Below are 14,559 nucleotides of genomic sequence, written 5' to 3'. Positions count from 1 at the left end.
TGAAGCTGCAGCTGCGTTGACTGCGCTCTATAGCCCCAATCACATAGAATGACTATGCTCTTGGGGTCTCTATCTCTTGTCGCCTTGCCGCAGCTCCGGTTCCCGGTTTTTAAGAGTGGTACTGCGCGCATTGATGGCAGGCATCATAGCATTAAATTGCCTTGTTGGATCCTTTTCACTGGAGGCCAAACTTAGCTGATAAGCGGATTTAAATACGTATATTTCTTAGTAATAGATCCTGGTCGTCCGGCACTATAGTGCTGTGACCCTACGCGCCAATTTGTGTGAAGTTGTTAACTTTACTTAAGCTGTTTTGCATTAACTGCTAGAGTATGCGCATGAATAGATTGGGTGACCTGTCGATGAAATTAGTAGTGTGGCTTTTTGTCATCTTTCTCAGTGGCTGCGGTGCCGCCTGGGCATGCGCCACAGGCGAGGAAACTTGTGTAGGGGCTGAACAATTTCAGTTGTCTGTTGCTGTGGGGGCAGGTCAACGTAGCAACCCTCTGTATGATGGTAAAAGTTTTCCGATGCTGATTTTGCCGGATTTCAGTTATTACACTGATACCTGGTTTGTCGACAATGGAACTTTTGGTTACAGCCTGGTGCAGAACGAGCAATTTGCTGTCAGTCTGGTGACCCGGTTAAATTCGGAAAAAGGTTATTTTCAGCGCTGGTTTGCCGGTAACGTGATTACGATGAGCGGTTCGAGCGCACTGTTACCTCCAGCCGTTGAAACAGGCTCAGAAAAGACGATGAGTAATGTGTCCATTGGACATGTGAAAAAGCGACCTACAGCTTTGGATGCCGGATTACAGCTAAACTGGTTTGGTGAACAGTGGCAAAGCAGGGTGAATCTTTGGCAGGACGTCAATTCGAAATACAATGGCCAGAATGCGAGCTGGAGCTGGTCAGGTTACTGGCCTTTGGCCGGAGGCAAGTTCGACCTGACGACAACACTGTATTGGAAAAGCTCTAAACTAATAGATACCTATTATGGCGTTGGGGAAGATGAGCTGTATTATCTGGAAAGATATAAAGGCCGTGACAGTTGGCAACCCGAACTAAGGTTAGGCTGGCAAAAAGCTCTGACGTCTCGCTGGTCATTACTGACTTTTTATAGATATCTGCATTTGGATGGTGCTATGACCGATAGTCCTTTAGTGAAGGACGATTCAGTGCAGACCTGGTTTGTAGGTATGAGTTATCGTTTTTATTGAAGCAAGGATAGGGAATGTTAGGGCTGTTATTCGCTGGTAATTTGTTGCTGGCAAACGCCCAACCCTCTGAGTGCGAGGCTGAACTATGCTGGTCGGTGAGTCCGGCTTTTTGTGTTGCTGCAACGCCGGAGCAAAGCTGTGAAGCACAGCTCAGTGTTAGTTGGCGCAGCGACAAGGCACAAAATCTATGCCTGTATTTTGCTCAGCAGCAAATGCAGTGCTGGAGTCAGGCGCAACAGGGGCAGTGGCAGCAGTTTTTAAGCTGGTCGGGAAAGACGGAAGTCAGATTGCAAAATGACAACCACGTGTTGTTACAAAAAGAGTTAATTGTATTAAGTCGCCAGCCGGAAAAAAGAAGACGCCTGGTGGCGCCCTGGAGTGTGTTTTAATGCAAAAAATCTTATTGGTTGAAGACGATGCCCGTTTGGCTGCCTTAGTGCAAAATTTCCTGCAGCAGCAAGGCTTTGAAGTCCGGCTGGAAAGTCGTGGTGATACAGTTCCTGCGATTTGTCAGACCTGGCAGCCAGATCTGATGATCCTGGATCTGATGTTACCAGGTATGGATGGTTTCACCATTTGTCGTACCGTGCGTCCCTGGTTTACTGCTCCTATTTTGATGCTAACAGCCAAACAGGGGGATATTGATCAGGTCCTGGGTTTAGAGCTTGGTGCTGATGATTATGTGATTAAACCTGTGGAGCCCCGCGTACTGCTGGCCAGAGTACATGCCTTATTAAGACGCGGTAGCCCGGCGCCTAAGTCTGATAATCAGGAACTCAGCTTTGGTCAGTTGACGCTGAATAACAGCGCCAGAGAAGCTCATTTTGGTGGGCAATTGGTGGAATTGACCAGTTATGAATTTGATTTGTTGTGGATGTTAGCCAAACATGCGGGTCAAACTGTAAAACGTGAAGCTATCCATAAACAAATTATTGGGCGTGAGTACGATGGTCTGGATCGTACTGTCGATGTCCGGGTGTCGCATTTACGCCGCAAACTGAATGACAATGCCGAAACGCCTTTCCGCATTAAAACAGTCTGGGGCAAAGGTTATTTGTTTGTGGCTGATGCCTGGAATGATTAAAGTTCTGAAGACTCAACTTATTACGTCGTGGCGATGGTGTTTTCGCTGTGTTACCACGCAATTGCAGTCTTATGCCGATTTGAGATTTAAGCCTAACCACAGGCTTTACTTCGGGTTGAGTTAGTGTCCAGATTATTTCTGCATTTTTACCTCTTTATATCTTTGGTGTTGGTCGGAGTTGGCTGGACTGTAGAGCGACTCTGGCAGGAAACTCAAAGTGAGGTGCCCCCCTGGGTGCTGTTAGTCGCCGATAATCTGGCAGGACAATTGAGTACTCAGGCTTTACCTGCGGCTAAGTTGTCTTCTGATTTAGCAGCGACTTTGCTGCCCGCTGGCAGCATTTTATGGTCTGAAACTGAGCTGGCGGCCTTGAAAGCAGGTCAGGTGGTACCTTTATTTACGCGGGATCAGGTGTTTTTTTACGCCATGCAACAGGGCAACTTATGGCAACTTGGACCTGCTGATCTAGCTGAAAATACAGTGCCCTCGTACTGGTTCAGTTTGCTGTTTCTGGGGCTGCTGGCTGTGGCGGTCTGGTTATGGCTTTGGCCAGTTGCCCGCGATATTCAAAAGCTGAAACAACAATTGTCAGATCCAAAGGCCACAGCTACTGTGCCTGTACGCTCTTTTATTGCCCCTATAGCAGCTAGTTTTGAACAAATGCGGCAACAAATTCAACGTTTGCTCGGATTACAACGTGAAATGACTCAGGCTGTTTCGCATGAACTTCGCACTCCGTTAGCCAGGTTAAGTTTTGCGCTGGAACTGTCCGCTTTACCTGCTGAGGAAAAACAATTAATGCTCAATGATGTCAAAGAGCTGGAGCAACTGGTTGATGAGATGTTGGATTATGCCAGGCTGGAATCCACTGAACCTCAATTGAAGTTGCAGCACGTGGATCTGTCGGAGTTGCTACAGAATTTGGTTGAAAAGCTATCTGCTTTGCCTGGGGCCGCTATCGAATTGCAGGTGAAACAATGCTGTGTTTATGTCTGCGACGGCCATTATCTGGAAAGAGCAGTGCAGAATCTGCTGGTTAACGCCAAAAGATTTGCCAGCAACAAGGTTGTGTTAACACTGCATTCCGGTACAGAGGCTGTCGAAATTTGGGTTGAAGATGATGGCCCTGGGATAGCTCCGGAGCTAAGAGCTGAAGTGCTTAAACCTTTTGTCCGTTTAGATCCCAGCCGACAAAAAGGTTTTGGCGGTTTTGGTCTGGGCCTGGCTATTGTTTGTCGTGTGCTGGAGTGGCACAAAGCCAGTTTGTCAGTCGGGGAAAGTCAGGCAGGTGGAGCAAGCTTCAGAATAAAACTGCCGTTAGTTCCATAAACGAACGGCAGCAAAACGCTTTTAAAGACCCAGATCTTTCAGGAAATCATCATCCACGTCAGCAGATGTCATCACTTCTACGGGTTCGGCGTCCGTCGCGTTTGTATTGGCGATAATGTCGTCCGGATTTTCATCCTGCACCGGGCTAAAATCATGCAACTGGATAAACTCAGTTTTATCCATCGACAGTTCCATGTAGAAAATAGCGTGGTTTGGTGTGCTAAAAGTGACCCGGCGTGCCTGAGGCTGGTCCAGCTGGGTGTTGATCATAATTTGCACTTGTTTATTAATCGCCATCATTTTAGGTTGGCTCTGATTAATAGAGGTTTGCAGCTCCATTCTGACTCTGTTGGTAAAGTCGCCGACTATTTGATTCATCAGCTCGCCCATCACGTTACCCACTTCGTCAGAGGTATGGAAGTTAGCCAGTTCAGATTCGGGCATTCCCATACTCATCATGTATTTACGGTAAATCTCCATAGCAGCCTGTGAGGTGAAGTTGATGATGACCAACCCAGAAAAACCACCATCAAACAATACAAAACAGCCCAGATCAGGACGTAAGCAGGTCTTCTGGATTTTTTGTACCATAGGAGAATAAGCAACTTTATCGTTGCCAGCAGCAGCTAAAACCTGAGTCACGGAATGACAAAGGGTGAGCAATATTTCTTCTGTAGTAATTACTTTAGTTTTTTTCATCTCATAAACCCGGCTAAGCGACAACATTAACCTTAGTATATCTCTATTCCAACGCATAACACTATAAAAAGCCTGAGGCTTTATGTTAACGATCAGGCGTACCTGATCATCTGATGCATAAATTAAACAAGGGCCGGGATAGATGACTGAACAAGAAAAAATGGCAGCAGCGTTATGGTTTAATCCAGCAGACAAAAGTCTGGCTCTGCAGCGGAAACAGGCAAAGGCGCTATGCCAACAGATGAATCAACAAGGGCCTTTGCCTTTTAAAGCTCATCAACAGCTGGCAAGTCAGCTTTTTGGTAAAGTAGGCAGCTGCTATATCGAGCCCCATTTTTTCTGTGATTATGGATATAACATAGAACTTGGACAGAATTTTTATGCCAACCATAACTGTGTCATTTTGGATGCAGGAAAAGTCAGTATTGGTGACGATGTGTTACTTGGACCTGGGGTACAGATCTACACTGTGACTCATCCTCTGGACGCAGTGCTACGCAAAGCAGGGCTGGAGCAAGGCCATGCCGTCACTATCGGCAATTCAGTGTGGATAGGAGGGGGTGCTATAATTTTGCCCGGTGTCAATATAGGAGAAGGTGCAGTTATAGCAGCAGGGGCTGTAGTGACAAAAGATGTAGCTGCTCATGTCGTGGTGGCAGGTAATCCGGCGCAGACGATAAAGACATTGGGCTAAAGTCTTTTTTTCGCATGAAGTTGCTGAAATTCACCTGATTCAGTCAGATGAAGCAGGCCTGAGTTAAACTTTGCCTGCAACTCAGCGCTCCAAAAGGCGGCAGGATAATCGACGGATGGAAAAATCTTCTGGATCTGTATGCTGCCCGGACCATAATTTTTTTCCGCATAATAGGCCAGTACCTTCTCATCACCTACCATCAGTTGCACCCTGTTATTCATCAGTAGCTCAAATTGCTTTTGCCGGTCGGCTTCTTCCAGATAATGAGCTTTTTTGATCACTGCTGCGAAATCAGGTCCTAAGACTTCGCTGGCCTGTTGGTATGCCACTACGGTTTTGTCTTTTAAATCTTCCAGTGTGGTGATGTTCAGAGGGCTACCGCTTTTACTAACCACAACATCCAGTACAGTAAAGTACGGCTGACTGTAAAAAGCACCAGGGTAAGGCACTGCAACCGGGCTGGCTATATCCAGTTTATGTTCTGAGAAGAGTTTCAGTAAACGGCTGTAGCTATAGAGTTCGAATTCAGCTTCGATTCCTTCTCGCTGCAAAATAGTTTTGACAATATCATAATCCAGCCCGGTGATTTCTCCCTGTGCATTCCGATAAGCCCAGGGAGCCGAGTCATGTAATCCAACTTTGATCGGTGCTGCTTGAGCCAATAAACACCAAAAACTAATCAAGAGAATGAGCTGTTTCATAAGAACTCCGGCAATACGAGCGGCAGCTAAACTGTGTTGTTTTAACATAGTTCAGGACCAGTGTCGCAAATTTTACGACTATGGGTAGGATATTTTTTGCCTCAATCAGTTATGATCTGACTTCTTCCTGCCAGGATTTCATCATGAGTAAAACAGTATCTTTTGGTCTATTGCTGCTGCTCGCCAGCATCATAGCTATTACTCCTTTAGCGATAGACATGTATTTACCCGCTATGCCTTTGATGGCGAAAGAGTTGGGCACTGACATTGGGGTGATTCAACAGTCGTTGAGTATTTATCTGGCTGCTTATGGTGTGGGCATGCTGTTATTTGGACCTCTGGCTGATGCGGTGGGGCGTCGGCCTTTGGCTTTAGCCGGACTATTGTTTTTTAGTCTGGCTAGTTATGCTCTGGTGTTTTGTCAGGATCCGGAAGGGTTATTGGCCTTGCGAGCTGCACAGGCTTTTGCTGGTAGTGCTGCTACTGTGGTGGTACCAGGTATTATCCGAGCTTTGTATCAGGAACATACTGCCAAAGGCATGTCTTATGTGTCGATGATTATGATGATGGCGCCTTTGATCGCTCCTGCTATTGGCAGTGCAGTGCTATGGATCGGGCATTGGCAGGATATATTTCTGGTACTAGCTTTGTATTCGTCATTGATTTTGCTGCTGACCTGGAGGTTTTTACCTGATCCAGTGCCTGTAGTGAAGGGGCGTAAACTGGAGCTGCTGGCAGGATACCGCTTTGTGTTTTCTAATCTGGCTGCACGACCACAAATAGCGACTTCTATGTTTGCATCTTTCGCATTCTTCTGTTTTCTGACCGCAGTTCCTTTTGTTTATATTGAGTATTTTGGAGTCAATGAGCAGCTCTTCAGTCTGTTGTTTGCGCTCAATGTTGGCATGTTGATGTTAGCTAACTTTTGCAATAGCAGGCTAGTCAGTCAGGTGGGGCCACAGCGAATGCTGAATCTCGGGTTGGTATTAGCTTTAACCAGTGCCACCTTGCTGTGTCTGGTCAATGGGTTGGAGCTGGAATTGCTGTTCACTGTGCTGAGTATTGCGCCTTTAATGGCAAGTTTAGGTTTAATTGCAACCAACGCTGACGCAATGATTTTAATGCGTTTCCCTGAACATAGTGGCACTGCGACGGCTGTGATTGGGACTTTGCGTTTTGGTAGCGGCGCTTTGGCAGGTCCTTTGCTGGCTTTGGCTTACACTGGCACTGCTTTACCCTTTTCTCTGCTCATGTTAGGCGGTGTACTTGCTATCGCGTTGAGTCAGCTTATCGGCATTTTGCAGCTTAAGCCGACTGTAAATAGTTGAGCAGGCGATCGAAGGCTCTATAGCTCAGAGCTTCGAGCAAATCGCTGCGGTCTATCTGGGGACGAGCCGCCAAATCAGCCAGAGTTCGCGCTACTTTTAATAACTTGTGATAGCTGCGGGCAGACAGTTTTAGTTGAGTCAGACAATGTTCAAAATAGGCGGCGTCTGCACTGCTGAGCTGGCAATATTGCTGCATTTCTGTAAGGTTTAGTCTTGCATTGGCTTTCCCCTGCCGATGCCATTGCAACATGCGGGCTGCTGAGACTCTTTGTTTTACAGCTGCACTGCATTCTTCAGTCTGAGTCTGGCTTAAACTGCCTTTTGGCAATAGAGGCACTTCAACCTGTAACTCGATTCTGTCCAGCAAGGGGCCGGACAAGCGACTTAAATAACGACGGATTTGTTCCGGGCTGGAGCGCCCATCTTTATGATGGCCGGAAGGACTAGGATTTAGTGCGACCACCAACTGAAAACTGGCTGGAAACTCGGCTTGCCGGGCTGCTCTGGAAATAAACACTTTGCCCGTCTCCAGAGGTTGCCGCAGGGACTCCAGTACAGGGCGGGGAAACTCCGGCACTTCATCCAGGAACAACACGCCGCTGTGCGCCAGTGATATCTCGCCAGGACGAGGTACAGAGCCTCCTCCAACTAAAGCTATAGCGGAACAGGTGTGATGTGGCTGGCGAAATGGGCGCTGATGCCATTGCTGCAAGGGCCTGGGCTGGGCTGCTACAGAGTAAATAGCCGCAGTTTCCAGAGCTTCCTGTTCATTCAATGCAGGCAGAATCCCGGCTAAACGCTGCGCCAACATAGATTTACCAGTACCAGCAGGTCCAAACATCAACATATTATGTTCGCCCGCTGCTGCGATTTCTAACACCCGTTTTGCCTGAGCCTGGCCTCTGACTTCGGCCAGATCCGGCTGCAATTCCGGTGCGGATTCTGGGATGGCCGGAATAGCAGGTAAGGCTTGATGCTGTAATAAAAAAGCATGCACCTGCAACAGGTGTTCTGCACCACAAAGCTTGATATCCGGCACCTGCTGAGCTTGAATCGCATTAAGTAGCGGGAATACCGCTGTATGCTCTGCCATTTTACAAGCCAAAGCTAAAGGTAATTCCCCAACTATGCTGCGAATTTCTCCGGATAAGGCCAACTCACCAAAAAACTCATAATCAGATAGATCAGCCTGTAACTGCCCACTGGCATGCAGTATGCCCAGTGCAATAGCCAAATCAAAACGGCCACCTTCTTTGGGTAAATCTGCCGGAGCCAGGTTAACTGTGATTCGATGATCCGGAAACTCAAAGCCGCTGTTAATCAACGCACTACGTACTCTGTCTTTTGCTTCTTTGACAGAGGTTTCTGGTAAGCCAACCAGCTGAAAACCGGGTAAACCACGACTTAAATGCACTTCAACTGTCACCAGAGGCGCATACAAACCACAACGCGCTCTGCTGTGAACCAGGGCCAGAGCCATAACCCATCCTCGGATATTTTGTTTACTTAATTTTAACCTTGGATTGTCAATTCGCCAGTATGGACACTCAATTACTAAACTTGTTGATTGTTGTATCGCATTCATAACGCAAAGTTGTGGCGACACACATGTTTTTACAGATTATTCATTTTCCTTTTTGGGATTTCCTGCTATTCCTCTAACAATGATAAAAAATAAACCAGCAGCCTGAACCCTCATGCTGTATGAGTTTTATAAGCAAAAGAGGTTGCCGTGTGGCGAGCGGGGAGACAAAAAATAAAAAAGCCTTTACGGTCCTTACTGCAGCTATTTGTAGTGATGGTCTTTATCACTGCTCCATTTCAGCTTTGGGCTGCGAGTTCTGCTGAGTCTCAGCCCAAAAACAGATTTATTCAGTTAGTGCAAAGCGGCCAGCTACAGCAGGCTTATCAATTGGCTGAAACATTAGAAGATGAATGGGCGGGAGATGCTGATTTTGATATGGCGTATGGCCAGATTGCACTTCAGGTTGGACAAAACGACAGAGCCATCTTTGCACTGGAACGGGTCGTGGCTGACAAACCTTTGTGGCTGCAAGCCCGTTTTAGCCTGGCTCATGCTTATTACAAAACAAAAAATTATCCGGCTGCTTTGCAGCAGATTAGCATATTAGAGCAGCAACAACTGGCTCATTTGGCGGAGCCTGTCGCACAGTTGCGGCGAGCGACGACAGCGGCAGAAAACAAGCTCAAGGGTCATCAAAGACACAAGTTCAAATATGGCTTAGGCCGGGATAACAATGTCAATAGTGGGACCGCTGAGGATAGAATTTTCATTCCCTCTTTAGGGGAAATAGATGTGTTTCCACAAAGCAAAGCCAGCCAAGATTATTTTCACCAATTGGCCTATAGCTTTGATGGGCGCTGGCAACAGGATCAGCGCTCTGCCTGGTTAGCAGATATTCAGCTGGACACTACTGTCTTTCACCAGCTCTCTGAGTTTGACAGGCAGTCTCTGGCCGCCCGTCTGGGCTACGAGGCTGATTATCAGCAATACAGTTATAGCCTGAAAGCTTATAGCAGGCCGCTGCGTTTGGGCGGCCAATGGTATCGTAACGACTGGGGAGGGCTAATCAGTGCTCACTATCAGCTAAACGCAGTTCATACTGTTGGCGCGCAGTGGACCTCGGGTCGTTCAGATAACAGACTAGACGACAGACTGAATCTGACCTTACAAAGCTTGTCAGTGTCATGGGAGCGAAAAAGCCAGAGATGGATCAATCAGGCCAGTCTGAGTTTTTCTGCTGAACGCAGTCGTCTGGACAGTGCAGATTACAACAGCAGAGATATCAGCTCGTTCAGCTACAGCAACATTTGGCTTGTCAGCACTGCGCATCTGTTCGTGGCCCGAGCCGAGTTGCAGGATATCAAATACAAATCTCCTCATCCTCTGTTCAGAGTGGTCAGGGACGAACGCTTGTTTTTATTCACAGGCAGTTGGATCTGGCAGCACTCCGCCGCTGTGAGCACCGAATTCAAATGCAGTTACACCGACAAGAACAGTCCCATCACTTTGTACCAATATGACCGCACCGAATGTGTACTAGGAGCCAGCTATGCGTTCTAACCTGAGTCTTGCACTGATCATCGGACTGGCACAATTCAGCCACAGCATTTACGCACAAAACGACACATCAAATGCTGGTTTGACGCTAATGGCCAGAGGTAGCGTAGTAGCCATTGCGACTGATACTCAGCAAAGTCGCGACCTGAGCCGCAAAGCACCAGTGTTTTCGGTGGATCAGGTCAGGACAGGTGCACAAAGTCAGGCTCAGTTCAGGATGACGGATGGCGCTTTACTGGCTTTACAAAGTGAAACCGAACTTTTGATCTCAGAGTACAAGCTTGGTGATGGCAATCAGCAAGGATCTGTAGTGATGGAACTGGTGAAAGGTGGCTTGCGCACAGTGACCGGCTCAATTAAGGGAGATGCCGGCAATTATCAATTGAAAACTCCTGTGGGTAGCATAGGCATCAGGGGAACGACCTTTCAATTATCTTATATCAATGAAATCATGCTAGTAGGCGTGTGGGATGGTCAGATTGAGTTACAAATTACCCGATCAGATGGCCAGGTAGAGAATGTAACTTTTGGCAAGGGGCAAAGTGCATCATTTGCTCAAATTAGCCAAAGCGGTCAGGTCACACCTTTGCTGACCCCGCCAGCGGCATTTTCGGGCCAATCTACTGGAATAAGCGGAAATAGTAACAGCGCAGGCAGCGTGGTTGACTCTTCATCAGGCACGTACTTTTCCGATTCGACCTCAGGTTTATCCTCGCAGGCAGGGCAAGACACATCTTTTATTGCAGAACAGGCTTATCAGGGCAGCAACAGTCAGAGGCCTGTGGCAGAGTTAATTGCCGCCCGCTCTGGCAGCTACCAGTACAATAATCTTGAACAGTTTAGTGTGCAGAGCACAGCGGGACCAGTGTCAGATTTTCAGGTGAGTCTGACGATAGATTTTGATAACGGTACAGTGCCACAAGGTGAGCTGTCTTTTAATGATGCTGGTGGTGAGTGGTTTGCAGCTTTTAATGGTCTGGTCAACGTTGACCAACTGGAGTTAGGAGTGAATTTTGCCAGCCATGGTAACAACAGAGCTCAAGGCCAGATAGACACGCTTTTTGTTGACGGTATTGATCAAATCCTCGGCCAGTTTGTGCTTAGTGAAACAGCTAACCCTACCACCACAGCAGGTGGGGTTTTTTTGATCAAATAGCGTAGCGATAAAGGATGAATCTTATGGCCCTGATTCGGTTTCGCCGCCTGATGCAATGCGGTTTTCTGTTGACCGTCTGCCTGTTTCAAACCGCTTGTGGAGGTTCCGCGGCGGAGGGCGGAGCCGATCTACCTGTGGCTGAGCAGCCACCTGTTCCTCCGCCATCAGGCTCAGGCCAGGTGAGTCCGGGGCAGATGGTGGCTTTTGGGTATGCTCAACTGGCCTCTGGTTCAGCTTTGCAAGCCAACAGGGTGCAAAATAGGGCCGTGAGTAATGCCACAGCAAATTATCGTTTTCCACGTTCAGGTGAAAGCATCAGTGGTAACCTGACCCTGGCCGTAGATGTAGCTGATCCGGATGGTATTGCCCGTGTCTTGGTTGGATTTAATGGCAGTGAGCGGGCGTTGGTCTTATGCACTGCGACCTGTGGCTCTGCTTTCTCCCAAACGGTAACAGGAGTGAACCCTCGTAATTTTGGTGTAACTCCTGGGTCGCTCAGGTTGGAGTTATGGCTGGACGATCAGCTGGGCAACCGCGTGCTGTTCGATGCACGGGATATCGAGTGGTTACCTCAAGCAGTGGAAGGGGTAAGCACCAGTCGCTCCGGGACTAATCTGGACGTCAGCTGGACTGCCAATACAAATGCGCGGCGCTATAACCTGTATATCGCCGAACAACCTGGTATTACACCGGAAAATGTACTGAGCAAGACGGGGGGACGGCAGTTTTTAGCATTGTCACAAAATAGTTTTTCTGTACCTCAGACAGAGGCGAGTAAACGCTATTTTCTGTTAGTGACAGGAGTGGACTCTTCAGGAGAAAGCCTGTTTTCAGAACAACACCTGGTGCAACCCGTTGGAGCACCGGAGTTTTCTGCCCCAGTTGCCAGGCCGGATCAATTTAGCCTGAATGAGGATGAAGAGCTCAGAGGGTCTTTATTTGGCAACGACTCTCACCCGGACGGCCGCAGTTTCTTTTTGGATAGCCAGCCAGTGCGTTCGCCTGATAACGGCTCTGTGACTCTGGATCCGGATGGTTCTTTTGTCTATAAGGGCGCCACGGACTTTTCCGGCACAGACAGTTTCATTTACCAAATCACAGATGACAAAGGATTAGTCGCTCAGGCCGAGGTTAGCCTTACGGTGTTGGCAGTGAATGATATTCCGCTGGCATTGGATGACAGCTATAACCTGACGGCCAATACTGGTCTGAGCGTCGATTCTCCTGGGGTACTTGTCAATGATCTGGACCTTGACAGCGCTTTATTGCAAGTCAGGCAAGTGACAGCTCCAGCTCATGGGCAGCTGCAGTTGAGTCAGGATGGCGCTTTTTCTTACACCCCAGAACAGGATTATAGCGGCGAAGATTCTTTTGTTTATCAGGTGACAGATGAACAAGGTGGAGCTGCACAAGCCCGGGTCACTTTGCGTATTGAGTTACCAAACGCCGCTCCAGTTGCACGTAATGACAGTTATCAGACATTGGAAGATCAGGCCTTAGTGGTTAACGCTGCGGGCATATTACTGAATGACGATGATCCTGACGGTGACAAAATGCAGTTAGTGCCTGAGTTACTGACTTCAGTGCAAAACGGCGAACTTATTCTGTCGTCTGATGGCAGTTTTCGTTATCTGCCGCGACAGGATTTTTTTGGCAGCGACAGTTTCAGTTATCAAATTAAAGACTCAGGAGGGTTAATCAGTCAGGCCAGCGTTGCTTTGACCGTGCTGCCACAAAATGACCCACCAGTGCTGCAGGATCAGGCCTATTCTGCTAACCCGGGGGTCACTTTATCTATTGCTGCACCTGGTTTGTTGGCTCATGCGATGGATGTGGATGACACTGAACTTCGTTTGCTCACCACTCCTTTGTCTGCTCCGACTAAAGGCTCTGTCAGTTTGGCGGCTGATGGTAGTTTTAGTTACACATCTGGTCCAACCGAGAATGGTACTGATAGTTTTAGCGTCCGTGTAACAGATGCGGCAGGGGAGACTGGCTCAGCTACTGTGGTGATTAATCTGATCACTGATGCTCAGGCTCCTGTACTGGAGGATGCGGCTTTACAGATTTTTGATGATAACCCTGAAGGCTATGAGTTAACTCAGCTGTTTGCCATTGACCCGGATCTGAACGATACAACTTCCTTCAGTATTATCAGTGGTAATGAGCTTGGCTTATTTAATCTGACCACACAGGGGTTATTAACTGTTGCTGACGCAACACGTATGGCAGAACAAGCTGGTACTGTACAGTCTTTAGTAATCCAGGTGCAGGATAGTTATGGATTGGTGGATCAGGCGATATTACAGATAGAGATTTTCGCTGGTTCGGTTATAGCAAACCCTGATCAATATACAGTGGATCAAGACAGCATATTGTCCGTACTACCTGGTGTGTTGGCCAACGACCTCGAATCGTCGGGAGCTGAGCTGACAGCCAGCCTGATCACTGGTCCTGCTAACGGCCAGTTAAGTTTGAATGCGAATGGTAGCTTTGTTTATATTCCCACTGCAGCTTTTTTTGGTTCGGACAGTTTTACTTACCAGGCGTCAAATGGCTCAGCGTCAGATCAGGCTGTGGTAGAGCTGACAGTCCGCAGAGTGATCACTAATGTTCAGGCGAATCCCGATAGCTTCAGTGTGAATGAAGACAACCTGCTGACTGTCACCAGCGCCAATTCATTGTTGCAAAATGACAATCTTCAGTCCAACCAATCTGCAACTGTGAGTTTGGTTCAGGGGCCGGCACATGGCACCTTAAATCTGAATCCGGACGGTACCTTCAGCTATCAGCCTGCAGCCAATTATTCAGGCAATGATTCTTTTATCTACAGATTGTCGCAGAATGGGAGAAGTGACGAGGCGCAGGTGACTTTGTCTATTTTGCCGGTGAACGATGCGCCTGCTCTGATGGACGCTTCAGTAACCATTTCAGATGATTATGTGGATATGCAATCCGTCGCAACTTTGACAGTGGTTGACCCGGATCCCGGTAGTTATCAGTTTGAGATAATATCCGGCAATACCGGGGACGTTTTTAGCGTGACTTCCGCCGGGCAAATTAAAGTAGCCAACGCGGCAGCGCTTAACGCAGGCACTACACCTGGCTACAGTCTGATGGTCCGGATCACTGAAGATAATGATAGCAGTCTGACCGATACAGCTCAGCTGACGATCACTGTAACAGCTGCTCTTACCGGAGATGTTACAGAAGTAAAGGCTGACTATTCGTTTGCCGCTGGAACTGAGCTGTCGCTGCAATTGATG

12 protein-coding genes are annotated in these 14,559 nt (G+C 47.9%); 9 read left to right on the top strand and 3 right to left on the bottom strand.

The window, feature by feature from the left end; genetic code table 11:
* Window positions 1-338 precede the first annotated feature (338 nt).
* The 4 genes from LDL40_RS05590 to LDL40_RS05575 all read left to right on the top strand — a co-directional run bounded on the left by LDL40_RS05590 (window position 339) and on the right by LDL40_RS05575 (window position 3,633).
* On the top strand, window positions 339-1,220 hold the full coding sequence (locus tag LDL40_RS05590; protein ID WP_300994199.1) for a MipA/OmpV family protein: 882 nt from the start codon (window positions 339-341) through the stop codon (window positions 1,218-1,220).
* A 14-nt stretch (window positions 1,221-1,234) separates the two neighbouring features.
* Window positions 1,235-1,609, top strand: a complete 375-nt coding sequence (locus LDL40_RS05585) for a DUF3019 domain-containing protein (RefSeq protein WP_300994198.1) — start codon at window positions 1,235-1,237, stop codon at window positions 1,607-1,609.
* Entirely contained in the window at window positions 1,609-2,304 is a 696-nt protein-coding gene (locus LDL40_RS05580) for a winged helix-turn-helix domain-containing protein (protein WP_300994197.1), read from the top strand. Before LDL40_RS05585 ends, LDL40_RS05580 begins: the two co-directional genes overlap by 1 nt.
* Before the next feature lie 123 nt (window positions 2,305-2,427).
* Window positions 2,428-3,633, top strand: coding sequence for an ATP-binding protein (locus LDL40_RS05575; RefSeq protein ID WP_300994196.1), 1,206 nt, complete (start codon window positions 2,428-2,430; stop codon window positions 3,631-3,633).
* Window positions 3,634-3,654: 21 nt separating this feature from the next.
* Here LDL40_RS05575 and LDL40_RS05570 read toward each other — a convergent pair whose 3' ends face one another.
* Window positions 3,655-4,332, bottom strand: a complete 678-nt coding sequence (locus LDL40_RS05570; protein WP_300994195.1) for a DUF3334 family protein — start codon at window positions 4,330-4,332, stop codon at window positions 3,655-3,657.
* Window positions 4,333-4,474: 142 nt separating this feature from the next.
* On the opposite strand from LDL40_RS05570, the gene LDL40_RS05565 reads away from it, so the two are divergent.
* Complete coding sequence (locus LDL40_RS05565; RefSeq protein ID WP_300994194.1) at window positions 4,475-5,026, top strand: sugar O-acetyltransferase; 552 nt, start codon at window positions 4,475-4,477, stop codon at window positions 5,024-5,026.
* Here LDL40_RS05565 and LDL40_RS05560 read toward each other — a convergent pair.
* Window positions 5,023-5,727, bottom strand: a complete 705-nt coding sequence (locus LDL40_RS05560; protein WP_300994193.1) for an ABC transporter substrate-binding protein — start codon at window positions 5,725-5,727, stop codon at window positions 5,023-5,025. The genes LDL40_RS05565 and LDL40_RS05560 overlap by 4 nt on opposite strands.
* A gap of 143 nt (window positions 5,728-5,870) precedes the next feature.
* Between LDL40_RS05560 and LDL40_RS05555 the strand changes: the two genes are divergently transcribed.
* On the top strand, window positions 5,871-7,055 hold the full coding sequence (locus tag LDL40_RS05555) for a Bcr/CflA family efflux MFS transporter (protein WP_300994192.1): 1,185 nt from the start codon (window positions 5,871-5,873) through the stop codon (window positions 7,053-7,055).
* On the opposite strand, the gene LDL40_RS05550 is transcribed toward LDL40_RS05555, so the two are convergent.
* A complete protein-coding gene (locus tag LDL40_RS05550) occupies window positions 7,033-8,535 on the bottom strand; it encodes a YifB family Mg chelatase-like AAA ATPase (RefSeq protein WP_300994191.1) in 1,503 nt (500 codons plus the stop codon). The genes LDL40_RS05555 and LDL40_RS05550 overlap by 23 nt on opposite strands.
* A 318-nt stretch (window positions 8,536-8,853) precedes the next feature.
* Between LDL40_RS05550 and LDL40_RS05545 the strand changes: the two genes are divergently transcribed.
* The 3 genes from LDL40_RS05545 to LDL40_RS05535 form a co-directional block, all read left to right on the top strand.
* On the top strand, window positions 8,854-10,140 hold the full coding sequence (locus LDL40_RS05545; protein ID WP_300994190.1) for a lipopolysaccharide assembly protein LapB: 1,287 nt from the start codon (window positions 8,854-8,856) through the stop codon (window positions 10,138-10,140).
* On the top strand, window positions 10,130-11,293 hold the full coding sequence (locus LDL40_RS05540) for a FecR family protein (protein WP_300994189.1): 1,164 nt from the start codon (window positions 10,130-10,132) through the stop codon (window positions 11,291-11,293). Before LDL40_RS05545 ends, LDL40_RS05540 begins: the two co-directional genes overlap by 11 nt.
* Window positions 11,294-11,316: 23 nt before the next feature.
* On the top strand, window positions 11,317-14,559 hold a 3,243-nt coding region (locus LDL40_RS05535; protein ID WP_300994187.1), incomplete at its 3' end, for an Ig-like domain-containing protein.

The organism is Rheinheimera sp., from assembly GCF_020217005.1.
In the GTDB taxonomy this organism is placed as follows: Bacteria; Pseudomonadota; Gammaproteobacteria; order Enterobacterales; family Alteromonadaceae; genus Pararheinheimera.
The sequence above is the reverse complement of the archived record's forward strand: the minus strand, read 5'-3'. Positions and strand labels throughout refer to the sequence as shown.

Coding starts and splice junctions, on each gene's coding strand:
- LDL40_RS05590 (WP_300994199.1), top strand. CDS start 339: ATGAATAGATTGGGTGACCTGTCGATGAAATTAGTAGTGTGGCTTTTT.
- LDL40_RS05585 (WP_300994198.1), top strand. CDS start 1,235: ATGTTAGGGCTGTTATTCGCTGGTAATTTGTTGCTGGCAAACGCCCAA.
- LDL40_RS05580 (WP_300994197.1), top strand. CDS start 1,609: ATGCAAAAAATCTTATTGGTTGAAGACGATGCCCGTTTGGCTGCCTTA.
- LDL40_RS05570 (WP_300994195.1), bottom strand. CDS start 4,332: ATGAAAAAAACTAAAGTAATTACTACAGAAGAAATATTGCTCACCCTT.
- LDL40_RS05565 (WP_300994194.1), top strand. CDS start 4,475: ATGACTGAACAAGAAAAAATGGCAGCAGCGTTATGGTTTAATCCAGCA.
- LDL40_RS05560 (WP_300994193.1), bottom strand. CDS start 5,727: ATGAAACAGCTCATTCTCTTGATTAGTTTTTGGTGTTTATTGGCTCAA.
- LDL40_RS05555 (WP_300994192.1), top strand. CDS start 5,871: ATGAGTAAAACAGTATCTTTTGGTCTATTGCTGCTGCTCGCCAGCATC.
- LDL40_RS05550 (WP_300994191.1), bottom strand. CDS start 8,535: ATGGCTCTGGCCCTGGTTCACAGCAGAGCGCGTTGTGGTTTGTATGCG.
- LDL40_RS05545 (WP_300994190.1), top strand. CDS start 8,854: ATGGTCTTTATCACTGCTCCATTTCAGCTTTGGGCTGCGAGTTCTGCT.
- LDL40_RS05540 (WP_300994189.1), top strand. CDS start 10,130: ATGCGTTCTAACCTGAGTCTTGCACTGATCATCGGACTGGCACAATTC.